Source organism: Luteolibacter flavescens, from assembly GCF_025950085.1.
Taxonomy (GTDB): Bacteria; Verrucomicrobiota; Verrucomicrobiia; order Verrucomicrobiales; family Akkermansiaceae; genus Haloferula; species Haloferula flavescens.
The window spans coordinates 137,229-161,805 of the sequence record NZ_JAPDDS010000013.1; the positions used below are offsets into that span (position 1 = coordinate 137,229).

At 62.4% G+C, this 24,577-nt stretch carries 12 protein-coding genes; 8 read left to right on the forward strand and 4 right to left on the reverse strand.

The features are described from left to right. The first annotated feature begins 15 nt into the window (after positions 1–15). From OKA04_RS19840 to OKA04_RS19850, 3 genes are read left to right on the forward strand one after another with little or no spacing between them, the layout of a single operon-like run. Positions 16–483: a glycosyltransferase gene (locus OKA04_RS19840; RefSeq protein WP_264502965.1), complete on the forward strand. Its 468-nt coding sequence runs from the start codon at positions 16–18 to the stop codon at positions 481–483. A 57-nt stretch (positions 484–540) separates the two neighbouring features. Then, complete coding sequence (locus OKA04_RS19845) at positions 541–1,620, forward strand: Gfo/Idh/MocA family protein (RefSeq protein WP_264502954.1); 1,080 nt, start codon at positions 541–543, stop codon at positions 1,618–1,620. A gap of 22 nt (positions 1,621–1,642) precedes the next feature. Beyond that, complete coding sequence (locus tag OKA04_RS19850; protein WP_264502955.1) at positions 1,643–2,515, forward strand: hypothetical protein; 873 nt, start codon at positions 1,643–1,645, stop codon at positions 2,513–2,515. Between the two features lie 148 nt (positions 2,516–2,663). On the opposite strand, the gene OKA04_RS19855 is transcribed toward OKA04_RS19850, so the two are convergent. Together OKA04_RS19855 and OKA04_RS19860 are read right to left on the reverse strand one after the other, a co-directional pair. Beyond that, positions 2,664–2,858, reverse strand: coding sequence for a hypothetical protein (locus OKA04_RS19855; protein WP_264502956.1), 195 nt, complete (start codon positions 2,856–2,858; stop codon positions 2,664–2,666). A gap of 185 nt (positions 2,859–3,043) precedes the next feature. After that, the gene (locus OKA04_RS19860) at positions 3,044–3,586 is read right to left on the reverse strand and encodes a hypothetical protein (RefSeq protein ID WP_264502957.1); all 543 of its coding nucleotides are present in this window, start codon (positions 3,584–3,586) and stop codon (positions 3,044–3,046) included. Positions 3,587–3,872: 286 nt separating this feature from the next. On the opposite strand from OKA04_RS19860, the gene OKA04_RS19865 reads away from it, so the two are divergent. Next, entirely contained in the window at positions 3,873–4,958 is a 1,086-nt protein-coding gene (locus OKA04_RS19865; protein WP_264502958.1) for a sensor histidine kinase, read from the forward strand. 2 nt (positions 4,959–4,960) lie between these two features. Beyond that, positions 4,961–5,716, forward strand: coding sequence for a LytR/AlgR family response regulator transcription factor (locus OKA04_RS19870; protein ID WP_264502959.1), 756 nt, complete (start codon positions 4,961–4,963; stop codon positions 5,714–5,716). A gap of 48 nt (positions 5,717–5,764) precedes the next feature. Here OKA04_RS19870 and OKA04_RS19875 read toward each other — a convergent pair whose 3' ends face one another. After that, on the reverse strand, positions 5,765–10,714 hold the full coding sequence (locus OKA04_RS19875) for a fibronectin type III domain-containing protein (protein ID WP_264502960.1): 4,950 nt from the start codon (positions 10,712–10,714) through the stop codon (positions 5,765–5,767). A 491-nt stretch (positions 10,715–11,205) separates the two neighbouring features. On the opposite strand from OKA04_RS19875, the gene OKA04_RS19880 reads away from it, so the two are divergent. Both OKA04_RS19880 and OKA04_RS19885 read left to right on the forward strand, forming a co-directional pair. Continuing rightward, positions 11,206–14,268: a choice-of-anchor D domain-containing protein gene (locus OKA04_RS19880; protein ID WP_264502961.1), complete on the forward strand. Its 3,063-nt coding sequence runs from the start codon at positions 11,206–11,208 to the stop codon at positions 14,266–14,268. A 5-nt stretch (positions 14,269–14,273) separates the two neighbouring features. Beyond that, complete coding sequence (locus OKA04_RS19885; RefSeq protein WP_264502962.1) at positions 14,274–17,462, forward strand: choice-of-anchor D domain-containing protein; 3,189 nt, start codon at positions 14,274–14,276, stop codon at positions 17,460–17,462. A 241-nt stretch (positions 17,463–17,703) separates the two neighbouring features. Here OKA04_RS19885 and OKA04_RS19890 read toward each other — a convergent pair whose 3' ends face one another. Continuing rightward, positions 17,704–22,767: a beta strand repeat-containing protein gene (locus tag OKA04_RS19890; protein WP_264502963.1), complete on the reverse strand. Its 5,064-nt coding sequence runs from the start codon at positions 22,765–22,767 to the stop codon at positions 17,704–17,706. Positions 22,768–23,211: 444 nt separating this feature from the next. Between OKA04_RS19890 and OKA04_RS19895 the strand changes: the two genes are divergently transcribed. Next, positions 23,212–24,390 carry a porin family protein gene (locus tag OKA04_RS19895; protein WP_264502964.1) on the forward strand — a complete coding sequence of 393 codons (1,179 nt, stop codon included), beginning with the start codon at positions 23,212–23,214 and terminating at the stop codon, positions 24,388–24,390. Positions 24,391–24,577 lie beyond the last annotated feature (187 nt).

Consider the following 24,577-nt stretch of genomic DNA (forward strand, 5'->3'; position numbering starts at 1 on the left):
GTCACCGTGGGATCGATGTTCCCCTTCGACCGCCTCATCCGCATGATGGACGAGTGGACGGCGGCGCATGGCCGCCAGGATGTCTTCGCCCAGATCGGCAATGGCACCTACGAGCCGAAGCACATGAAGTGGACGCGGAAGCTCGACCAGCTCGACTTCGCGAAGACGGTGGAGGACTCGGCAATGATCGTGGCGCATGCCGGCATGGGCTCCGTCATCATGGCGGACCAGTATGGCAAGCCGATCGTGCTGCTGCCACGCATCAAGGACCAGGGCGAGCACACCACCGACCACCAGCTTGCCACGGCCGCATGGCTCCGCGGAAAGCCGGGCATCCACGTGGCGGACACCGATGCGGACCTCGCACCGACCATCGAGGTCGCCTCGACCACGGCTCGCGACACCTCCGGCAAATGGGCCGCGTCCGCCGATCCGGAATTCCTGAAGAAGATCCGCCAATACGTCATCGATTCGCTCGGGTGAGATCTCCCGAGTTCCCTCCCCTCACATTCTGTTCCCCCCTCGCAACATCCCCCCCACATGATCAAAGTAGGAGTAGTCGGTCTGGGGAAAATGGGCCTGTCCCACTTTTCCATCGTCAATGCTCACCCGGACACGGACGTCACCGTGTGCGACGCCACGGGCTACCTCGTGGACGGCCTGGTGAAATACACCAAGGTGACGGCCTACAAGGACTTCGACGAGTTGCTGGAGAAAGAGCCGCTCGACGCCGTGATGATCGTCACCCCGTCGAAGATGCACGCCGGCATGGTGCGCAAGGCGCTGGAGAAAGGCCTGCACGTCTTCTGCGAGAAGCCCTTCTGTCTCGACTGGAAGGACTCCGAGGCGCTCACGAAGCTGGCCGAGGAAAAGGGCCTGGTGAGCCAAGTAGGCTATCACTACCGATACGTCGGTGCCTTCCAGGAAGTGAAGCGCATCGTGGACAGCGGCGCGCTCGGCCAGATCACCCACGTGCTGGCGGAGGCATACGGTCCGGTGGTGCTGCGGCCGAAGGGCTCGACATGGCGCACGCAGCGCGCCGAGGGCGGCGGCTGTCTCTACGACTACGCGGCGCACGCGATCAATCTGGTGAACTGGTATTTCGGCGAGCCGTCCGGAGTCTCCGGCACGGTGCTCAACAGCATCTTCTCCGCGGACACGGACGACGAGGTCTATAGTACTTTGCTCTACCCCTCCGGCATGAGCGCGCATCTCTCCGTGAACTGGAGCGATGAATCACAGCGCAAGATGTCCACGCGCATCACGATGACGGGCACGAACGGACGCCTCTATGCGGACCGCCAGGAGTGCCAGCTCTACCTGCGCGAGGCGGTCCCCGCCTTGCCCGAATACCAGAAGGGCTGGAACGTGCGCTACACCACCGACCTGACGAAGGAGGTCGATTTCTACCTGCGTGGCGAGGAGTACTCCGCGCAGATCGATGACTTCGTGAAGGCCATCATCCAGAAGCGGAGGAACACGAACAACACCTTCCGCGAGGCAGCCGCGACGGACAAGACCATCGCCATGATCATCGCGGACAAGGACCGCTCGCCCTCGAACTCCCGCGCCACGCCCGTGGTCGCAGCACCGAAGAAGTCCTGGTTCAGCCTCAAGTGATCACCCCTCCCCCCACCCACCCATGGACAACCTACTTTTCGGCGACAACCAGTTCTTCGGCGTGAACCATATGTCCGAGGAAAAGGCACGCGCGCAGGCGATGCAGTTCCAAGACACGTCCGCAATCATCGACGTGCTCGATGCGGCCTACGAGGAAGGCGTGAAGACTTTTATGTGCACCACGCATGACCGCATCTCCGAGGTCTGCGACCACGTCCGTGCAAACCCGGCGAAGTACGAGGGCTTCCACTTCTACCCGTGCATGCCCTACGCGCACAAATACAACAATGCCGTGACCGAGCACGGCATGCTGGGCGCGATCAACCAATTCCTGCCCGACGACGGCCTCTTCAAGACCGCGCTCAAGGGCGGCATGGCGGTGGCGAAGAAGGATGTCGAGGGCCTCGCGACCATCCTCATCGACATGGAGATGAAGATGTTCAAGGGGCTCTCCACGCCGGTCATCTTCCTACAGAACGTGGTGGTGGACCTGCTGCTCGGCATGGGCTTCCACGAGGCCTTCCGCATCTTCCACGACCACGTCCGCAGCAAATACAATGCGGAGGCCGGCTTCATCACGATGAACATGCCGATGCTGCTCGACGCGCTTGAAAGCGTGGGCATCGAGAATCCGATCATCTGCTCGAACATCAACAAGATCGGCTTCCGCATGTGCGGCGGCTTCGACAAATACGTCGAGACGATGCGCAACCGGAAGGTGCGCGCGATTGCCATGTCCGTCTTCGCCTCCGGTGCCCTGAAGCCTGACGAGGCCATCGAGTGGGTATCGAAGCTGCCGAACCTGAAGTCGGTCGTCTTCGGTGCCTCCAGCCGCCGGAACATCCGCAGCACCCGCGAGCTGGTGGACAAGCACTTCGCCGCATGCGCCTCATAAGAGCGGCCTCCCCTTTCCCCCCGCCCCTGCGACACGACCTCGGCACGTCCGGGGTCGTGTCTTTTTCGCTGACGCCATGATCATGAAAAATGCCCCGGCCTTTTCAGACCGGGGCAACGCTCATGACCAAATCTCTGGGGATAGTCGATCAGCCGACCTTGGTGAAATCGCCACACCAGTCGTCGGCGGAGGTCACGGGGAACATCGACTCGAATTGGATCTCATCGTCCACCTTGAAGGAGATGGTCTGCGGGGCATGACGGCGGCATTCACCGGCGTCGCCCTCGAGTTTGTTCCAGTGGGCACAGGCTTCGCAGGCGCGGGTGTTGGTCTTGGTTTCCATGGTGATAATCGTTGAAAGGATTACCCCAACATGGCCCCACCAGACCGGAAGATCAAGGAAACTTCGACATGAGAAACAGTCTCATCTCAATGGCTTTCAATGTATTGCGACTCAATCTCAAGTGATCCACCGATGGTGATGCGATCCAACCGTAGTGCTACCTCACCGGTTGGTGACGACGATTCTCACTCCGCCTTGGAAAGGGCGGCACCGCGGCCGTGGTCACAAGCGTAGAGCACGTTTTCAGCACCCAGATACAGCAGGGTGAGCGCTTGCGTGGGATGCTGAAAGACCTCCGCACCCGGTTCACCGTCAATCGACGGGAACCAGGTGGGAGGTGCCATGTACTCCGGGAGAATCGGCTTGGGAGGCCCGACGGGAATCAGGCCGAAAGTGGTGGGGTCCCTGAGATCGCGAAGCAGCGTTTCGCTTGGCTGGAGCTTCATGAACCATGCCCAGCGGCTGACGCCATCCTCTCCGGACGACTCGATACGGAGCGCTTCCAGAATGTGGTCATCTGCCGATGGCTGGCGCTGGAAGCCGCGGTGGAAGACCTCTTCCGGAGCCCAATCGCTACGGAGCGTCTCGCCCGGGGCCTGTGGCATCATTTCCGCCACTCCCACCTCGTCCCCCGCCGCCCAAGTCTCCCCGCGCAATGCCAGCCAGCCACCGATGGCAGCGACGGCTGCCAGGGCGATGCCTGTGGTGACTTTGGCGGGGTGGTTCATGTCAGCGGACTGAGCAGGAGCGGATGGAGCCGCGGGAAGCACTCCGGGGTTAAGATGCTTCCAGATGGTTAAGAAACGCGAACCTTCGGCCCGCTACGCAAATCGGATCGTGAAACCTGCGCACCAACGCACGCCGTCTTTGACGAATGCGGCAGAATATTTAACGAATCGGGCAGAGGGGTGAGGAATCCCACTTCCGGGTGAGGAAGTGGTTGGCGGCTTGCCCCTGCCACGTCATGGAGTCTCCATCGTGGCACAGCAAAGCACGGCCGTGATTCGAAAAGCGATGAAACTCTTGGAGGCGGGCGCAGCCACAGAGGCGTCCGCACGGCGGAGGCTCTTCTGGACCTTGCAGATCAGCGGCTGGGCGACCGTGGGGGTGATGTCCCTCTATCCGCTGCTGCAAATCTTCGATGCCGGGACCATCGTCGTCATCCTCGTGCTCCGCTTCATCTCGGGCATCCTGGTCACGCTGGGGATGCGGGAGATTTTCCGCCGGCTGCCATGGCGCGAGTGGGCCTGGTGGAAGCTGGGCTCCGGCGTGCTGGTCTTCTGCATGATCGTGGGTCCGCTGGACTCCCTCGCCACACACTTCCTTGCCCGGTTCATCACGGCGGACTCCGTGCCTTCCGGGATCTTCTCCTTCCTGCTGACGATGAGCATGCTGCTGCGGGCGAGCATCCTCACGATCTGGAGCCTCCTCTACTTCGGCATCAAGGTGTGGCTGGAAACCGCGGAGGTAAAGCTGCGCGCCGCCGAGAGCGAGGCCGCCGCGCGCACGAGCGAGCTGAGGCAACTCCGCTCCCAGGTGAACCCGCATTTCCTCTTCAACGCGCTCAATTCCATCCTCGCAGAGAAGGACAACCCGGATGCTGTGGAAAAGCTCACGCAGGAGCTGGCGGGCTACCTGCGCTTCTCGCTGAGACCGACGGGTGACTGCCAGTTGCTCGGCGAGGAAGTCGATGCACTGCAGCACTACCTGAGTGTCGAGAAGGCGAGATTTGAGGAAAAGCTGCTCCACTCCGTGCGCATCTCGCCCGAGGCGCGGAACTGCCGCGTGCCCGTTTCCACGGTGCAGCCACTGGTGGAGAATGCGATGAAGTATGGCTGGAAGACGAGCCCCATCCCGCTGCAACTCCAGCTCTCCGCGGAGATATTGCCCGACTCCGGAGCGCTACAGGTGACCGTGGCGAATACAGGACGCTGGCAGGAATTTGACGCCACCCGCTCGCATGGCATCGGACTGTCGAACCTGCGGCGGAGACTGGAATTGCTTTTCGGCAGCGAGGCGCGTCTGACTCACGAAGCCACGGGCGACGGATGGGTCAGGGTGAGCGTCCTGATTCCCCGCGAGAGCCTGCTACCCTCATGATCATGACCAAGCCGTGCAAAGCCCTGATCATCGATGACGAGCGCCTGGCCCGGAAGCGCCTGCGCGATCTGCTGTCGGCGCATCCACGGATCAGCGTGGTGGGCGAGGCGGACGGGGTGCAGGCTGCCGCCAGTCTCTGCGCGGAGCTCCAGCCGGACCTCCTCTTCCTGGACATCGAGATGCCGCCGCACAATGGCTTCGACCTGCTACCGCTGCTACAGGATGGGCCCGCCGCGCCGGACGTGGTCTTTGTCACCGCGCACGAGAGCTTCGCGATCCGGGCTTTTGAAGTGAGCGCGCTGGACTACCTGCTGAAGCCGATCCACCCGGACCGGCTGGAAATCACCATCCGGAAGCTGGAAGCAGCGCCTAGACCCGGCATACCGGAGAAATTCGCCGATCAGGATGCCTGGACCATGACCTCCAAGATCGCACTGGGCGACAGAAGTACGACACATCTCGTAGTTGTCGCGTCGATCGTGCATATCCAAGCGTTGGGGGCCTATTCGCGGGTCCATCTGACGGACAAGCCACCGATGATCGTGCTGCGTAGCATTTCCGAGTGGGAAAAGCGTCTCCCCTCCTCCGGCTTTTGCCGAGTGGACCGCTCGCTGATCGTCCAGTCGGGCATGATCCGGAAGATGGCTACGAAGTCCCGCGACGAGACCGAGATCGTCATGGAAGGTCTTCAGGCCCCCCTGACCCTCGGACGGGCAGCGACTGCCCGGCTGAAGAAGCAGCTCAAGGAAATCGAGTAATCCGCGGACCAGTTCTCCGCGAAGAACCGGCCCGGCGGAAAATCTGCGTTACTCCGGAAGCGGCTCGAAGATCAGGATGACGAACTTCCTCTCCCCGGTCGCCGGAACTTCGACCACATAGTGCTCCCGCTGCTCCTGCGTGAGAGCCGTGATGTCCTGCGGCGTCAGCGAGGCGATGCGGTTTCCCGAGTTCGTGATATCCGCGAGATCGCTGCTCGCGTGCAGATGGTAGTGGCCCACCGGCTTCAACTCGGGACAGACGATCTGGATGCCGGTGGCGGTTACCGCGCATTCCAGGCGGAAGGTCAGGTCGTCATTCGGGTCCTTGGGATCCATTCCGAGACGATACTCGGCGAAGTTGTCCAAGCCCCCGCCGTCCGCATCGGGTTCCGATTCGCCGGTTAGCTCGTGTTCCTCCAGCCAGTCCTCAAAGCCCAGGGTCTCGATAGTGACCGTTGCGGGCTCGGAAAGCCGGTTCGCCGCGTCCTTCGCCCGCACCTCAAAGGTGTAGGACGCGCCTGTGGCCAGGCCTCCGATCGTGTGACCGAGGGTGGTCACCGTGGCGATGGGCAGGGACTCGCCGACCCGGGTGATCTGGTATCCGGTCACGCCGACATTGTCAGTGGCTGCGGTCCACGAGAGATGCACCGCATGATACTCCGGCTCAGCGGCGAGATCACCCGGCGGCGAGGGATTCTCCTCATCCGAAAGCGTCGTCACGGTGAGCAGCGCGGGATCGGAGATATTCTCTTCCTCGTCGATTGCCACGACCTGGTAATGGTATGCGATGCCGCTCTCCAATCCTGTGTCCTCGAAGGCGAGGCCGTTGACCGAGCCGACGACGTCGCCATTCCGGCTGATGCGGTAGCGATCGACTCCAGTGCCGCCCTCATCGAACGAGGCTGACCACGAAAGCAGGACGGAATTCATCGTCGGGACGCCTGCCAGATTTCCCGGCGTCGTCGGCGCTGCACTGTCCGGCAGGGTGGTCGCCACGATCGTTGCATCCGGCGAGATGTTCCCCCGGGCATCCACGGCCCGGACCACATAGGAGTATGGGATTCCGGGATCGAGACCGACATCGGCATAGCTCGTGCCGGTCACCGTTGCGATGGGGTCCGTAACGCTATCGCGGTAGATCCGGTAGCCAGTGACGCCGATGAAATCGAAAGGCACCGTCCATGTCAGGTCGATGGACGTGACATGCGCGGTCGCCGCCAGATTCTCCGGAGCATCGGGAGGAGTAGTGTCGAACAGCGTCGTCACCGGAATGCTCGCCGCCCCGGACTCGCGGCCCGAGGTGTCGATCGCGATCACCTTGTAAGAATAAGCGGTCCCGTCATGGAGACCTTCATCAAGGAAGGTGAGACCCTCCACCGTGCCGAGGATGACATCGCCGCGTTCGATGCGGTAGCCATCGACCGCCACATTGTCGGTCGAGGCGGACCAGGAAAGCCCCACCGTGGTCACAGTGGCAGTGGCAGCCAACGATTCAGGAACCGACGGCGGAAGGAGATCCGCATCGGTGATGATCGCGACATGGGCCTTTGAGGAAAGATTCCCCGCACCATCCACCGCGGCTACCCGGAAGTCATACGAGGTGGCAGGATCCAGACCGGTGACCACGTAGCTCGTGCCCGTCACCGTGGCGATGGGCAGCGTGTCTTCCCCGCGATAGATGCGGTAGCCAACGACTCCGACATTGTCCCCGGCAGCATTCCAAGTGAGGGACACCGACTGCAAATCGGGATCTGCCGCAAGACTGCCAGGCTCCTCCGGGGCGATGGTGTCGGGCACGACGACCACCGCGAGCGGCGTACTCGCCCGGCTACCCTTGCCCAGACGCCCCTTCCCGATCTTGAAGACCGGATCGGCGGCATTACCCGCGATAGAAACTTGCACCGAGGTCGATGCCGCCGACGGGGAAATACGGGCCACATAGTAGTAGCCGGAGCCACGGAACTTCTGGACCGTGCCGCCAGTCACCTGGAGATCGGATGCAGCGAAATTCTCGACATCCATGTCGAAGGCGATCGTCACGTCGAATGGCCCCATGACCGGTGCGACGGGGCCGGTGACGTGCACGCGGGCGGGCCGTTTGTTGTAGCCGGGATTGTATTCCTGAGGGTCAGGCGTATTCGGCCAGGTGCCCGAGTTCAGCGTCGTCCACGTGGTGCCGTTCGCGCTGTAGTCCACGACATACTGATAAATCCGGCCGTCTTCGGAATTGAGCCGAGGGAAGTATTTGAAGCCACCAATCTCCCGCGTCTCCCCAAGGTCGAAGACGAGGTAGTGCGGATGATTCGGGGCGGTGTTCCCTCCCGGATTCGTGGACTGCCAGAAGTTCGTGGACGCCCCGTCATTGCCATCACTCGCCTCGCCGGGAAGGGCCCCATCGGCGGAGATACCCGGATCAAACCCACCGCTCCCATTCTCGCGCAAATAGCTCACGCCGACCTGATTCGCCGGGATGCGCTCGCCCTTGTAGTCGAGGATGGCGAACTCGGCCACGGCAGCGTAGCGACGGCGACCGGTGATGGACTTCAAGCGCACGTAACGCGCCTGCGGACCATGACCCAGCGTCGGCTGGAATTCCTGGGCGGTCAGCCCGCCGATGTAGCCCTGCAGGTCCGCTACGCCCTGGGCATGTGCCATGTTCTTTGCCAGCGGCGGCATCGCATTGCCATCGCCCACCGCTGCGGCACGGACGTAGACGGCGGAGAGAGAAGTATTGCCCGGTTTGATATAGCGGCCGTCCGGACCAAGCTCCTCGTAACGCGTCGGGACCGCATCGATCAGATTCTGCTCCACAAGCGACGTGGCCAATCTCGCATCGAAGCCTTCACCCGAGGCACCCGGCTGGTGGCAGTGCGAGCAATTCGTATCAAGATACGACCGGATGCGATGCTCCAGCGGAGCGGTCTCGTCGTCGAGAGCGCGGGCCTCGATGAAGTCCTCGATCTGCGTCGCCGTGAGTGTCACGTCGAACATACCCAGATCATTGAGCGTCGAGAGTTGGTTGGCCGTTCGACCGGTCGCCGGGTAGAAGGAGAGCGTATTGAGATGAGCCGTGCGCACGCCGAGCGCCTGCCCCGCCACGTCATTGTGGCATACCATGCAATCGCCGCGCGAGGGGTAGCTCCACGTCTTGTGCTCCGTGCCGCTGCCGGTGTTGTAGTCGTAGGTCTCGTTGAGGCCGCCTTCCATCAGCTCGGCGTCGGTGCCGGCGGCGTTCCACTTGTAGGTGACGCCGTATTTCTGTCCGCCGGTGGTGCAGATGAGGAAGCGCGTTTCCAGCCGCTTCACCGCGGATGGATTGTTTGCATCGATCGGTGCCTCGAAGTGCTTCACGAAAACGGTGCCCGCGGGGAACACCCAGTTGCCCTTCGCGCTGAAAATCACGTCCTCCGCGGGAGTGTTGAAAGAGCCGTCATTCGGCACGATCATCCAGCGGCGCTTGTGCGAACCGTCCGACCACAGGGGATTCGGCACGTCATACGGAATGACGCCCGGCGCGGGCGTGAGCGTGGCCAGATCCGTGAAGACACCCGTCTGCGAAAGCAGGTGAGGCGGCTCCGCTGAGACAGCAGGCTCGGCCAGCTTCATGATGCGCCCATCGGTGCTGCTTACTCCACCGAGATCCATCATATAGATCTCGCCCTCGGCATCCGTGGAGAAGTTCGCGAGACCCTTCTTCGTCCCCGTGCGGAAAGACGAAAACATTTCGGTGACGACCGGCGATCCGCCACCCGTGGGCAGCTCGATACTCCAGATGCGGCCGCGACCGTGGTCGCCGAAGATCACCTTGCCACCGAGGAAGGAAGCCCAGCGCGCGCCGCGATAGCGCATGCCGCCGATGATGCTGTTTCCCACCGAGTGATCATAGGTGTGGGTCGGTGTGGTCTCGACATCGACGAGGATATTCGGATCGGTGCGCGAGTCGCTCTGCTCGGGACCTTCCTTGTAGGCCCATTGGCAATTGCTGCCCTTCACCACGCGGCTGAGTTCTTCCCAGCTCGTCTGCCCCACATCGCCTACCCAGATATCCCCGGTCGGCGGATCGTAGTGGGCGGAGTGAGGGCTGCGCAAACCGACAGCATAATATTCCTCCAGGACACTACCGCCGGCATCGATCCACGGATTGTCATTCGGAATGCCATAGCCTTGCGAATAACTTGCGGGCCATCCGGAGGGCCGCGGCACCGGCGTGCCATAGATCGCCCAATTCGGATCATCCTTCGGCTGCCGCACGATGGCATGCGATCCGGGCTTGCCGGGATAATAGTCCACATCGATGCGCAGGACACCGGAAAAGAAGCCCATGTTGATGCGCTGGGCATTCTTGAGCGTATCGGCACTGCTACCACCGTCGCCGAGCGTCACATACAAGTAGCCGGCGGTATCGAAGAACAAGGCTCCGCCATTATGATAGCGATGCGGGTCGTATTGCGAAATGAGGATCTGCTCGCTGCCCGGGACGATGGTGCCGGTCGCGGGATTCCACTCGAGGCGCGACAGCACCCAGTAGCTGCGGTCCGGATCACTGACGCCAGCATTCGCCTTGCGGTTGTAGCAGGCGAAGACCGAGTGCTCTCCCGGTTGACCGGCCTGGCCGAATTTCGGGTGGAAGACCAAGCTGTAGAATCCCTGGTCCTCCGATACTTGCGTGACCGCCGTCATGTCCATCACCTGGACACGCTGCGCCATCGTCGCGGCCGGATTCTTCGGGATTCGCCAGGCAAGGCCGGTCTTGCCTGTCACCAGAAATTGATTCTGCCCCGGGATCTCCGTGAGCATCATCGGGTCGGTGAAGGTCAGGCTGGGGAACGCATTCACCACGGCCCAACCGGACGGATCGCCGGGAGCAGTGGACGGGAATACGCCGCCGACATAGGACGCGATGGGCACGGGGGTGTCCAGGCCGGGGGTGGTTACAGCTTGCGCGGCGGTTCCACTCAGGGAGAGGAGGAGGGACGCGAGCAGACGCAGGCTCCGCATGTGTGACATTGGGGGGAAATGCACGTCGGCAGCACTATTCAGCTAATAGGACTATGCAACTCAATTATCTATACACCCATGAATACCTGAGGATTAATGAACATCAAAACCATCAACCAAACTTAAGAAACACACATCCGCGAAAAATCCGAAACGAATTGGCACCCGGTTAAAAAAGCTGGTTCATGATAACACTTTTTCTTACAGAGCAGCCGTCCGCCGCTCCGCAACGGACACCCTCCCACCCCGGATTTCCAAGTCCGGGTTATCCCCCCCCTAGGAAATGAAAAGACATCCCGGCGAGCTTCCACGAGCTTCACCCTCAGAGGAACCGCGCACGAACGGCACATCGTATCTGGCGTAATAATTGCTTCCACGCCCGACGGCCTGAAGCATTCCCGTCCGAGTCCTCCCCCATGTTCTCGCGCCTCCCCCGCATTCCATGCATAGGAATGACCGGCATCCTTTTGTGGATATCGGGCAGTACGGATATGATATCGGCGCAAGTGCCGAATACCCTGCGCCACTCGCTCTATGCACCGCGCACCGCTCCACAGAAATTTTGCAAGCAGGGCGCGTGCGTGGCTCTGGATGGCGGCCTCGCGGTGGTCGGTGCGCCGATGTATGACCAGCATGAAATCACCAGCCCGGACATCGGCGCGGTGCGCGTGCATGACGTGGCGACCGGCCTGCTGCGCCATGAATTCAAGAGCCCGGAGCGCACGCCCTTCGGCTACTTCGGACAAGCCGTCGCCATCTCCGGCAATCGCGTGGTGGTCGGCTCGGACTTGCCGGTCGGCGATTCGCAGCGCGCGGGAAAGGTGCATGTCTTCGACCTGAGTGCGGCCACGCCATCGACTCCTGTAGTGACGCTGACCCACCCCGATCCCACGGCGGATGATTTGTTCGGTCACTCCGTCGCGATCCATGGAAACATCGTTGTCGTGGGTGTGTGGCTCGATGATGAGGGAGCGGAGAATTCCGGCAGCGCCTTCGTTTACGACCTCGGCTCGGCGACGCCGGATGTCCCCGTTCATCACCTCGAGAATCCGACACCAGCGGAGAATGACAGCTTCGGCGTGGCCGTCGGCGTCTCGGGAACGCGGGTGGTGGTCGGCAGCCATGGCGACGACACGCTCGCGAGCAATGCAGGAGCAGCCTATGTTTTCGATCTCCTGTCCGGCACTCCCGGTGTGCCGGTGGCGACGCTGACGCTCCCAAGCGGCGCGCAGAATGATGGCTTCGGACACTCGCTCTCGATGTCCGGAAACAAGGTGGCAATCGGCGCAGAGGGTGCGAATGCAGGAGCGACGAACGCGGGCAAGGTGGCCGTCTTCGACCTCGCATCACCCTCGGCTCCCCCAATCGTGCTATCCAGCCCGGCACCACAGGAGCATGGCTACTTTGGTACCTCGGTCTCGCTTCACGGGACGCGACTCGTCGTGGGCGAGTATCGCAAGGATCTCACGGTGGAGGATGCGGGCGTCTGCCATGTGTATGATCTCGCGGGAAGCACGCCTGGCACGCCGACCCATACCTTGAAGAAGGTCACCCCCGAAGCCGCAGACTACTTCGGCAATGCCGTGGCGGTCTCCGGCAATACCGTGCTGGCAGGTGCCTTCCATGACGACACCGGGGACAGCGAGTCAGGCAGCAGCTATCTCTTCGATCTGGGATCAGGCACTCCGCTCGTGCCCACCATGGCGCTTAGCAGCCCGTTGGCGAGTTCGGCGGATCGCTTCGGAGCCGCGGTGGCCATCGCGGGAGATCTCGTAGTGGTCGGTGCGCCGGACAGCGAATCGGGAGCATCGAAAGCCGGGCGCATCCGCCTCTTCGACCTTGGATCGTCCGACCCAAAGACGCCGCTCGCGACCATCGAGAATCCATCGCCCGCTGCTGACGATGCCTTCGGGTCCGCAGTCGCCGTCTCTGGAACGCTCTTTGCCGTGGGGACACCAGGCGACGACACGGGAGCCATCAATGCGGGCTGCGTGCATGTCTTCAATGCTGCGGCCATTGATCTAACAGAGCCGTCGCTTTTCATCCCCAATCCCCAACCGGGTGCTGGCGATGAATTCGGGAAGGCCGTGGCAATGTCCGGAAACCTGCTGGTGGTCGGCGTGGCTGCGGACGATGGCGACGGCACCGACTCGGGCCGCGCGTATGTCTTCGATCTCGCAGGCAGCAACCCGGCAACGCCAACCAGAATCCTGAACAATCCCAATCCGGCGAACGGGGATCGCTTCGGCGAATCCGTGTCCATCTCCGGCACCCGCATCGCCGTGGGAGCGCCCGGTGATGACGCGACGGGAACCGACAGCGGAAAGGCCTACGTCTTCGACCTCTCCAGCCCGACGCCGACTTCGCCGTGGCTGACCTTTGACAACCCAACGCCATCCGCAGACGACAAATTCGGAAGCTCGGTGGCCATCTCGGAGGATCGCGTCGCGATCAGCTCGCCGGATGATGATGCGGGCGCTGCGAATGCGGGGATCGTCCACGTCTATCTGCTCGCCACACCGACAGCCCCGGAAATCTCGCTGCAGGTCCCGACGCCCGCGGCGAACGATCGCTTCGGCAACTCCGTCTCGATCTCCGGCCCGCGCGTGGTGGTGGGCGCTGCGCTACGTGACAGCCCCACGGATTCGGGCCGTGTTTATTCCTACAATCTAACAAATCCAACTCCGGGCACGCCCTCCGCGATCAACTCGAAGGGCAGCCCTTCATCCGGTGATCTCTTCGGCTCGTGCGTGGCAGTGGACGGCACCATCATGGTGATCGGCACGCCATCGGACAACCGCACCGCCACCGACAAGGGCGCGGCCTACATCTTCGGCCCGGCCGCGCCGGAGATCGCAGTCACTCATGAAAGCGTCGAGATCACTACCGGCGATGCCGCGGACTTCGGTGCCGTAGCGATGGGCATTGGCGGCGGAGGCAGCACGGTCTTCACGATTTTGAACACGGGTATCACCGGTCTCTCGATCTCCGGCATCACGATGCATGGCGGCAATGCAGACGACTTCACCGTGGTGACCACCGGCATGACGCCAAACATCCCCGCCGAGGACGACACGACCTTCACCGTGATCCTCACGCCATCGCAGCCCGGACTCCGCACCACCACGCTGCGGATCGCGAACAGCGACGCGAATGAGAACCCCTTCGAGATCCATCTCAGCGGCCACGGACTCTCCGCGGACAATGACAGTGACGGTGACGGGCTGAATGACGTGGCCGAGCTGCGGATGGCAGCACTGGGCTTCCGCTGGCAGCACGCCGACCCCGAGTTGGTGGCCATCTTCCAGTCGAGCATGTATGCCGCCGGATTCCATGATCCGGACGACATCGGCTCGATCCGCGTGGTGCAGCCCCGCATCGCCCCGTCAGGCAGTGGACTGCGCGTGTCGTTCTCCATCGAGAAGGCCGGGACATCCGGCATCTATCAGCCGTTCCCATTCACGCCGCAGGGGATCTCGGTGAATCCTGCGGGTGAAGTCCGGTTTGAGTTCATCGACCCCGGCGGTCCACCATTCTATAAACTGGAACCCTGATGGCGATGCTCCCTCCCCCCCCGAGCCCATTGGCCAACGCCTCGTCCCGCATTTTTCCTTGGAAGCGAGCACTGCTGGTCGCAATGCTGGCACTCGCGACGGGCACACTCCCTGCCGGTGCAGCGGCGATTCCTTACTCCAAGTCGAAGGTCTTTCACTCAACCTCCGCCTCGCGGCAGAACGACACCCGGATGGGCATCAGCGCTGCCATCGGGCAATCACTCGTGGTGCTCGGCGCGCCCTACGACAATGTGGGCGGCGAAGACAGCGGCGTGGTCTGGGTCCACGACGCTGCCAGCGGGGCCATGCTCCACCGGCTCGACAATCCCATACCTGCAAAGGCCAGCTACTTCGGCTGGTCGGTGGCAGTGTCCGGATCGCTGGTGGTGGTCGGTGTGCCGGAGGACAACTCCGCGGCGGTCGATGCGGGCATCGCGTATGTCTACAATCTCGCTTCGCCGACTCCCGCGGTCCCCGCTTTCACCCTCTCCAATCCTTCGCCCGCGAGGAACGATGGCTTCGGTTGGTCCGTCGCGATCTCCGGGAGCAAGGTGATCATCGGCGCTCCAAAGGCCGGGGCACCGAGCAGCGATGCCGGTAGAGCCTACGTCTATGACCTCGGCTCGGCCACGCCGACGAGTCCCGTGGTCCAGATCGACAATCCCGCAGCGACGATCAATTTCGGCAGCACCGTTGCCATCGAGGGAAACACCGTGGCCGCCAGCGCCATTCAGGAGACCGGCACCGGCGACACCTGCCGCGTTCATGTTTACAATCTCGCATCGCCCACTCCCGCACTGCCGCTGCTGACGCTCGCTGACTCCACTCCGACGACGAACGATCACTTCGGCCACGCGCTGGCGATCAGCGGGACGCGGGTGGTGGCCACCGCTCCGCTTTCCGACAACGGCGCGGACAACTCCGGCTCGGCCTACATCTATGATCTGAATTCCAGCACGCCCGCCACACCGGTCCACACGCTGCAAAATCCCACCGCCTTCCTGAACGACAACTTCGGCAACTCCGTCGCGATCTCCGGAACGCGCCTGGTGGTGGGCATCTCGCTGGACGATCTGGGCGGCACCGATGCCGGGGTGGCCTGCGTTTACGATCTCGGCTCGGGCTCCCCCACTACTCCCGTGCTGACCATTCAGCAACCGGGAGCGGCCGCAGGTGATGAATTCGGCCAGGCGGTTTCGCTTCACGGCAGCCGCCTGCTGGTGACCGCGCCGGATGACAACAGCGGCATTTCCTCCGATGTGGGCACGGCCTATGTCTTCGACCTCGCAAGTGGCACGCCCTCCACGGCTCTGCTCACCTTCAATAACTCCAGCCCGTCGGCCCACGAGGAATTCGGCTATTCGGTCGCGATCCATGGGAACCTCGTCGCAGTGGGTTGCCAAAAGGACGACAAGGTCGCGAGCAACGCGGGCAGCGTGAGCCTCTTCAATCTCGGATCCGCGACTCCGGAGCTCCCGTGGCTGGTCATCGATAATCCTGCTCCTACGACCAACGACTACTTCGGCACCGCGGTCGCCGTGTCCGGGACGAAGGTCGTGGTATCGGCGTATCAGGACGACACCGCGGGAAACAACACCGGCACCGTTTACATCTACGACACCACCGGGCCGACTCCGGGAACACCGGCCCACACGCTGCTCAATCCCTTCCCCCACGCGCAGGACCAATTTGGCAATGCCATCGCGATCACCGGCAACATCGTGGTGGTGGGATGCGCGAAGAACGATGCGGGGGCCATCCTGGATAGCGGCAGCGTTTACATCTACGATCTGGCTTCCGCGACGCCGACCGTTCCAGTGCTGACGATCGATCATCCCTCTCCGATGGCGGAGGATTGGTTCGGCCATTCGGTGGCGATCTCCGGCAGCAAGGTAGTGGTCGGGGCGAATGGCCGGGATGCGGGAGCGCTCGATGCGGGCACGGTCTACATTTACGACATCGCGTCCACCTCGCCCACCGTGCCGATTCGCACGCTGAACAATCCGACCCCGGCAGCGGAAGATGAATTCGGATTCTCGGTCGGTATTTCCGGAAACAGGATTCTCGTCGGCTGCCCCTACAAGGAAGGCGGTGCCACGGATGCAGGCGCGGTGTATCTCTACGACCTGAGCTCGGCCACTCCGGGCTCACCCGTGGCGACGCTGGTCAATCCCGACCCGGAGAATGAAGACTACTTCGGCATGGCGGTGGGCATCTCCGGGACGCGACTGGTAGTGGGCGTGCCCGAGAGTGAAAGCATGGGTACGGACAGCGGCTGCGGCTATGTTTACGAGATCGTTTCGGCCACCTTCCCCATCCCGGCTGACAAGCTGACCGCGAGCACGCAGAAGGAAGGCGAGCAGCTCGGATTCTCCGTGGCGATCGAAGGCGAGAATATCCTGATGGGAGCGCCGCTTCACGATGCGAATACCTCCGGGCGCGGTGCGGTGTATCTCTTCGACCCCGATCCGCCTGCGCCGCAGATGCAGGTGGAGCACCCGGCGGGCACCTCGCTGGTCGCGGGCGAAGCGAGCATCCAATTCGGCAACGTTCCCGTGGGTAGCCAGGGCAACAACCAGGTGGTGACCATCCGCAACGTGGGCACGTCCCAGCTCGATGTGACTACCATCTCGATCTCCGGGGGAAACGCCGGGGACTTCACGCTCGGACAGGTTTCGCTCCCTGCCTTCCTGCCGGTGGACGGGGTGCTCCAGTTCAACCTTTCCTTCACCGCGCCAACCACCGGCACCCGACTCACCACCCTGACCATCGGGAGCAATGCGAGCGTCGAGCAATTCGATGTCGCACTCACCGGACAGGCGCTCTCGCCAGCGGACGACACGGACGGTGACGGCATCAATGACGTGGCCGAGCTTGCCCTGGCAGCGCTGGGCTTCGACTGGCAGGTGAATGACGAGGAGCTGGTGCTGATCCTGCGTGCCGGAGCAAATGCCGTGGGACTGTATGGTGAAAGCCAGGTCGAGCAAATGCATCCGGGCACGCCAGTGATTGCGGTTCATCCAGGCACAGGCCGCCACACCCTCACCCTGCCTTTGAAGAGGTCGGTGAACCTCTCGAATTTCGAGCTCTATCCCGTGACAGCTCCCGCGGTCACCATTGGCAACGGTGGAGTTCTCCAGCTCGACCTCACGCCCACCGGACCGAAGGGATTCTTCCGTATCGAGCCTCGCTGAGCCGATCCCCGCGATATCGCGAGCCCCCTGCTGTCTGGCTGCTTTTGGAGAAGGCTTTCTAGCATGCGAGCAAGCAGGACGGAACTTCAGAAGAACAGGCGGAGAAGTAGCGACCTCACGTCAGCATGGACGGCCATTGATGCACTTCCTCTGACGGCTCGCTGCCCACGCAAAAAACCGGGGCAGCCGACACGTGGATCGGCTGCCCCGGCGGGACTATTTCTGATGATTCAGGCGATCCTCACGGAACAGCCACGGTCACCTTCAGGCGGGCGAATTTCGCGGTGTCCGTTCCCTGCGGGATGGTCACGGTGATGGTGTCGCTTCCTTCGCCGTCGGTGACCACCACGCCTTCGTCAGACGCGGCGGTATCGATGCCCACTTCATAGACTTCCGGCCATGTCGCGAGCGTGGTGCTCACTTCCACGGCGATGCTGATGTCCGGGGTGAGGGCAGCGTCATCACGGGTGAAGGTGAAGACCAGATTGCCACCCACCAGGCTCGCCGTCGGGGCGTTCGCGGAGGCCGGATCAGTCGGGTCGGTGCCGAGCACGTATTCCACCGCATCCTGCAGGCCGTCTCCATCCTCGTCATCCGTCGGGACACCGCTGAGATTGTAGGTCTCGGCGAAGGAGGCGAAGCTGCCACCTGTGACGGGCGCGACATCGAGGCGGATCTGCTTCAGCTCCGCATCATAGACCACCTCGTAGCCGGACGGCAGATCGACCACCTCGAAGGTGCCGGTGAGGTCCGTGGTGTAGCTGGCGATGATGTAGCTGTCCTCGGTCGGTGCGGTCAGCACGTCGAAGTTCAGCGTGGCACCCGCGATGTCGAGCGAGCCGGTAACCGTGAGACGGTCGGCGGTGGCACCGTCGATCTCGCAGGCGTAGGTGCCGTCGAGCACGGTATTGCCCGCGCTGAAGGTGCCGACGCTCGCACCCGGAGCGATGGTCGATCCCGCTGCAGCCGTGAGGGTGCTGGCGGTGCCGCCGGTGCCCTTCAGCGTTCCACCCGCAGCCACCGTCACCGGGCTGGCCGTGAGAGTGGAGTTCACCACTAGGGTGCCCGCGTTCACCGTGGTCGCACCGCTGTAGGTGTGCGTGCCGCTAATCGTCTGCGTGCCGAGGCCAGTCTTCGTGATCGCGATGGTGCCGCCACCGGTGCCGCCGTCCACATTACGGATCTGTCCGCCATAGACATAGCTGGCCGCTTCCGCGACATTGATGATGAGCGTGCCGGCATTGTAGGCGCCGCCGTCTCCCAGACCGCGGTTTTCGATCGCAGGCTCATTGATGTTTCCGGCGGAAACGAGTCCACCCACGGTTTCCGTGTGACCGTTCAGCCGGAGGTAACCCGCCTGCTGGACACCGCCACCAAAGGCAGTCGGCGTCCAGGTGATGACCGAGGTATTCGCAATCTGCTCGTCACCGGCCAGCACGATACCCGCATTGTTCGGGTTCGCGTTGGCAGCGCTGGACATGTTGATATTACCCGAAATGGCGATGGCTCCACCGGTCTTGGCGAGCAGGAGCTTGCCATTTCCGCCCAAGGTGGTGACTCCCGTGTAGGTGTTGTTCGTGGCACCGTTCAGCGTCACCACGTTGCTGGCGACCTTCACGAGACCGCCACCACCGCTGATCGGACCGCTGATGGCGAAGGGCATGCCGCCGCCAATACCGCTTTCCGTCGCAAGCACGATGTTGCCACCGTAGGTGATGTTGGTGCTGGCATCGTTCGCTTGCAGCGCACCGTTGCCGCCGCCCAGACCGTTCAGCTCGAAGTTCTCGAGGATGGTTCCGATCACGGCCCCACCTGCCGAGACACGCGCGTCAGCAGCCACCACCGTCTTGCCGACCGTGCTGCCGAAGGACGTGAGCGTGCGGAACTGGACCTCCGCCGTATTCACGAAGGTGTCGCCGTCATACGTGCTGTTTCCATTCAGGATCAACTGCCGCACACCGATCTTCGTGAGCGATCCGGGGCCGGAGATGACGCCGTTCGAGAACAGGAAGTTGGTGGGCGTGTCGGTATCGATCGTCCCGCCGCCCGCACCGAGCGTGATGTTGCGGTTGAAGGCACCATTGGAACCGGCATTCGTGTAGCGGAAGGTCGTCCCGTTCAGTGCCAGCGTGGTGCCAGCACCAATCGACGAGTTGAGCCCGTTTGCCGCCAGATTCAGCGCGGCAAGGACGCCGCCATCGACGCTGGTCGTTCCGGTGTAGGAACTGCTGCCGGAAAGCAGCAGGGTTCCCGGACCGGTCTTCGACAGACCCTGCGTGCCCGCCAGATTGGAAACAATCGTGCTGGTCACATTCTGGACGTTGATCGTCGGCGTCCCGGTGGGGACGGCGAGGGTCAGCACGCTGGTATTGCTTGCGGGATTCGAGATGGTCCAGGTGAAGGGATTGGTGTTCCCGAAGGTCAGGCTGCCAACGGTCCGGCTGATATCCAGTGAGACCACCCGGTTCGCCGTCTGCGGTAGGGTGAAGTCCACCGGAGCCCCGATGCTGCTCGGGATCATTCCGTTGTACCAGTTCCCGGAGCCGGACCATGCGCCATCCGCATCGACCACCCATCGTGGATTTGTCGCCGTGCGATAGACAGCGGTGCTGATCGCGCTGTTCGAAAGGCCGCTGCCCGCAGCAAAGGCCTTGAGGGTCACCACCGAGTCAGTCGCAATCGAGATCCCGGTGACCGGGCTCGTTCCAGTGAGGGTTGCGGGTCCATCGACCACCGGATCGGAGCCATCGATCGTGTAATAGATCGTCGAGCCCGGATCCGAAGCGATGGTCACCGACTGGGCACCCACGTAGCTGCCGCCATTCGGGCTGAAGCTGGGGAGGCTCGCCGTATTCACCACGGTGATGCGGCCGGTGCTATTCAAGCTCGTGGTCTCCCAATTCAATCCCGCAGGAAGGGTAGGAAGACCGGTGATGCTGGTGAATCCACCGGCATAGCTCCCGCTTGTTCCCGGCTCGAAGAGTTGGAAGCTGTCGCCAAGAACGAGCGTGTCACCCGTGAAGCTGAGGGTCAGCGTTCCGCCGTAGGTGATGGTGGTGAAGCCCTTCAGCTTGTCGTTCGTCAGGGTGGCTCCAGTCTTGTTCAGTTGGAAGGTGGAGTTACCGGCGAGCGTCACGGAATTGTTCGTGTTCAGCGTCGCGATGCTGGTCCCGCCGGGCGCGACTTCGGAGCCTGCCTGGGCATTCACCGCGCCGGTGATAGTGCCGACACCGCGGAGGATGCCGCCATTCCCGATGGTGGCCGATCCACCCAACGTCGAAGTACCCGCCAAGGAAAGCACACCGCCACTTCCCACGACCGGCGAAGAATTCAGCGTGGCCGTACCGGTGAGCGAGATCATGCCACCATTCCCCACCGTCACCGCGCCGCCTGCGATGAAGGTCCCTGCAGCAGCGACACCCGGGGAAAGCACACCTCCGGAGTCGATGGTCAGGGCACCGGTGACGGTTCCCGTACCCTCCAGAATGCTGCCGCTGCCACTCACGGCAACAGTCGCCGAAGCCAGCGAGCTGTTCACACGAAGGGTGCCGCCAAGCACTTGTGCAGGTCCAGTCGCGCCGGTCATGGTGCCACCCAGGATCTGGGTGCCGGTCCCGGTCTTGGTGAGGGCGATGGCACCGCCATTGCTGCCGCCGTCAATGTTGCGGATCTGACCTCCATAGGAATAGCTGTTCGTTCCGGTGACATTGATGATGAGAACGCCATTGGGATAGGCCCCACTGTCGTCTCTGCCACGATTCTCGATCACCGCCAGACCATTGTTCGGAGAAACCAGGCCGCCGACCGTCTCCGTCTTGCCGTTCATCCGGAAGAACGTGTCAGCCTGACTGGTATCGCCGTAGGCCTGTGAGGTCCACGTGAGGATCGCGGAGTTTGCGATCTGCTCGTTCTCACCCAGGACGATACCCGCGGCGTTCCCGCCGAAGTTGGAAGACGAGAGGCTGACATTCCCCGGGATGGCGATGGCACCGCCGGTCTTGGCTAGCAGGAGCTTGCCACTGCCACCCAGAATGGTCAGGCCGGTGTAGGTATTGCTCGTGGTACCCGTGAGCGTCTGGGTGCCACCACCGACCTTTGCCACCGTGACCGCTCCGACACCGTCGCTGATGGTGCCGCTGAAGCTGGAATTCCCAGCCGAGCCCACCTTCAGGGTCACCGGCGTGGCGACGCTGTTGATGACCGATCCACCGGCTCCGCCCGAGTCTGCCAGTCCGGCTGTGATGAAGGGGTGGCCATTCATGTCGAAGCTCGCACCCGTGGCGATAGCCAGTGACGAGGTCACAGGGATGGCCTGGCCAAGCGGATATGCATTGCTGAAGCCCGTGTTCGCAGAGTTGTTGTTCACGCCGTAAGTGGCAAGGTAGCCGGACCAACTGTAGGTCGTTCCGGGCCCTGCCTGATCCGCCGTCGAACGATCATCGATGACCGTGTAATTGAGATCGTCATTACTTGCTGAGAGCTTCCAGCGGCGAGGGTTGCGAGCAGGAGTTGAGTCGTTCCCGCTGGACCAGTTGTAACCATCGAAAGCCGTCGGCGTTCCGAAGTCGAACCTCAGGAAATAAGGGAGCGTTCCCACCCCGTATTTCGTGAAGCCATCATTGATGTTCGCCCCTTTGTTGTCGTTCGCATTGCTCCAAAGCTGCTCACCTGTTCCGGAGCCGGTCTGGGAACCGGCGATCGCCGCTGTCCTCACCCCGTTCTTGTAGTAGTGCAGCTCGCCGATCTGGTTGTATCCGTCGGATGGAGTGGTCTTGGTCAGCACCTCAAACCTGTAATACCGGTAGGTGGGATAGGCTGGCACTGACTTCAACGTGCCCGCCAGAATGGTGGTATTCCCCGTATAGGTGCTCAGGCCGGTCAGCGTCAGCGTGCCCGTGCCCGCCTTGGTGAGACCGGATGATCCGGTGATGACCGAGCTGACGGTGGCATCGACTCCCGGGGCAGTAGTGATGCTGCCGGTTCCGACCGCCAGCGTGCCGCCTTGCACGGAATATCCGGTCGTGTTGAAGGACACATTGGCCGCGGTGATGCCGCCTGCCGCGATGCTCACGTTGCCCGCAGTGCCGCCGAAGACGGCGTTCTGGGTATTGAGCCACGGGACGGGGTTGCCCGCCGTGACGGCGTCGTCCCAGTTTGCCGTGGTGGCGTCCCACGTGCCGGCACCACCGTCGGCATCCGCGGTGAGGTCGGTGCCGTCCCAGAAGTAGTCTGCCTGAACAACGGCGGGCAAACTGGCAGCGAGAAGGAGAATGGAGCTTCTCAGGATACTATGGTTTTTTTTCATCGGAGCTTTTGGGGAGAGCCTTGGCAGCCAGGTGGAAATTGGGTCCGTGGAAACAAGGCACGCGTCTTCCATACGTGCTCCCCGTTCGTGTAGGTTTAGTGAATACGATGAATATGCAATTTTCTGCAAGACACCCCCCTCGAAAGGGCCTTGCAGCGACATGATGCGCCCACCACAAGTCCCAGATCCTCCATGCCTTGGGATGATCATCCAGGGTTTGTAGTGAAGTGGATGACACGAAAGTAGTGATTCTCCCGATCAAGGAGCGGCCTCGCGATAAACTCGCGGTCGAAGCAGGTCGGCAGATGCTTCCTCGTGGCGGTTCGAGACATGCATTCGAATTGACATTTCCGCTCGATTTGAGAGACCCCTTGTCATCCTTCCCCCCGGATAAGTCGTATGCCCCCCCTTCGACCTTTTCCCGCGAGGTCTCTTCGCGGATTCGTGGCCGCAGCATTTGCTGGAGCGCCGTCTCTCCTCTCCGCCCAGGATTTCTCGCTTCGCGTGAGCGATGGGAACCGCACCCTGACGGACAGCTTCTTTCCCTCTCCGCCGGTCGAAGGCTTGAAAGGCGGATTCGAGTTCGGCCTCGGCGCGAGCCTGACCTATGACTCGAATCTCTTCCTGACGGACGACTACACGAGAAGCGATCTCCACGCGGCGGTCACGCCGTCGGTGACGTATCGCACCGATCCCGATGGAGGCGCGGAGTTCTCTCTAGAGGCCCGCTATGCGCCGACATTCCTCGCTTATCTCGATAATGAAGATCTCAATTCGGTGAATCACGCGGGTGGCATCACGCTGAAGTATGCGGCGACGAGGACGGCGTTCCAGGCCTACGCCGATTATGCAGAAGTCTCGTCCTCAGATCGCTTGGTCGGCGGTTTCATCGAGGGATCCATCCTCAGCTACGGCATCTCGGGCAGCTATCAACTCGGCCCGCGCACCGCCCTGCTCGCAGGATGGTCAGCGTCTCAGTCCGAGTATGACGCCGGTGCCCGCGCCGGAGTGGATGTCTATACCTCAGAAGTCGGCGGCCTGTGGGATGCGACGGAGCGCCTGCGTATCGGACCATCGCTGACCTACACACTCTCGGAGTCCGACGCGACCGGCGAGCGCGATGCCATCGCATTGCTGGTGAAGGCCCGCTATCAATGGGGCGAACGCATGACTCTGGATGCCGCAGGCGGCCTGGAGTATGCAAAGAACTCCCGCAGCAATGACGGCTGGGAGCCCGGCTTCACCGGCAGGCTCGCGGCAGACTACCGGCTGGGCGAATACTGGTCGCTCCGTGCGGGCGCGCGCTATTCCACCGTGCCCTCGCCAAACACGCTGAACTACGTCGTCAACGATCTCTCGTTCACCACCTCCGCGGTTCGGCATTTCGAGCGCTCCTCGCTCGAGATCGGGGTTGGTGTCAGCTTCTCCGACTATGAGTCGGTCGGCGTGATCGCCGCCGCGACCCGGGAGGATGATGATTTCACGAATGCCTACATCACCTATCGGCGGGACCTTTACGCTGATCGGGTGAAACTGGAGACAACCGTGCGCTGCGGCCGGAATGACGGCCAACGCGATTGGTCCCAGTGGCAGATCTCCACCGGGATCAGCGTGAGCTTCTGAGCGGGTCGCGGTCATCCCGTCGACTTTTCGCGAGACCCCGGCAACGGGAGACTCATGATATCGCGGGACGAGACGCCCGCCTGCAAAACTACACTGCATCGGGCCTAAGCACTAAGAAGCCGTCTGAAAAATAACTCATGCTGTAATTCTCGCCAGCATGCGCCTCGACATCGACAGGTGGATGAGG

Excerpts from the sequence above, each read along its gene's own strand:
- OKA04_RS19850 (WP_264502955.1), top strand. The coding sequence starts at position 1,643 with ATGGACAACCTACTTTTCGGCGACAACCAGTTCTTCGGCGTGAACCAT.
- OKA04_RS19890 (WP_264502963.1), bottom strand. The coding sequence starts at position 22,767 with ATGAAAAAAAACCATAGTATCCTGAGAAGCTCCATTCTCCTTCTCGCT.
- OKA04_RS19870 (WP_264502959.1), top strand. The coding sequence starts at position 4,961 with ATGACCAAGCCGTGCAAAGCCCTGATCATCGATGACGAGCGCCTGGCC.
- OKA04_RS19865 (WP_264502958.1), top strand. The coding sequence starts at position 3,873 with ATGAAACTCTTGGAGGCGGGCGCAGCCACAGAGGCGTCCGCACGGCGG.
- OKA04_RS19880 (WP_264502961.1), top strand. The coding sequence starts at position 11,206 with ATGATATCGGCGCAAGTGCCGAATACCCTGCGCCACTCGCTCTATGCA.
- OKA04_RS19845 (WP_264502954.1), top strand. The coding sequence starts at position 541 with ATGATCAAAGTAGGAGTAGTCGGTCTGGGGAAAATGGGCCTGTCCCAC.
- OKA04_RS19875 (WP_264502960.1), bottom strand. The coding sequence starts at position 10,714 with ATGCGGAGCCTGCGTCTGCTCGCGTCCCTCCTCCTCTCCCTGAGTGGA.
- OKA04_RS19860 (WP_264502957.1), bottom strand. The coding sequence starts at position 3,586 with ATGAACCACCCCGCCAAAGTCACCACAGGCATCGCCCTGGCAGCCGTC.
- OKA04_RS19855 (WP_264502956.1), bottom strand. The coding sequence starts at position 2,858 with ATGGAAACCAAGACCAACACCCGCGCCTGCGAAGCCTGTGCCCACTGG.
- OKA04_RS19885 (WP_264502962.1), top strand. The coding sequence starts at position 14,274 with ATGCTCCCTCCCCCCCCGAGCCCATTGGCCAACGCCTCGTCCCGCATT.
- OKA04_RS19840 (WP_264502965.1), top strand. The coding sequence starts at position 16 with ATGTTCCCCTTCGACCGCCTCATCCGCATGATGGACGAGTGGACGGCG.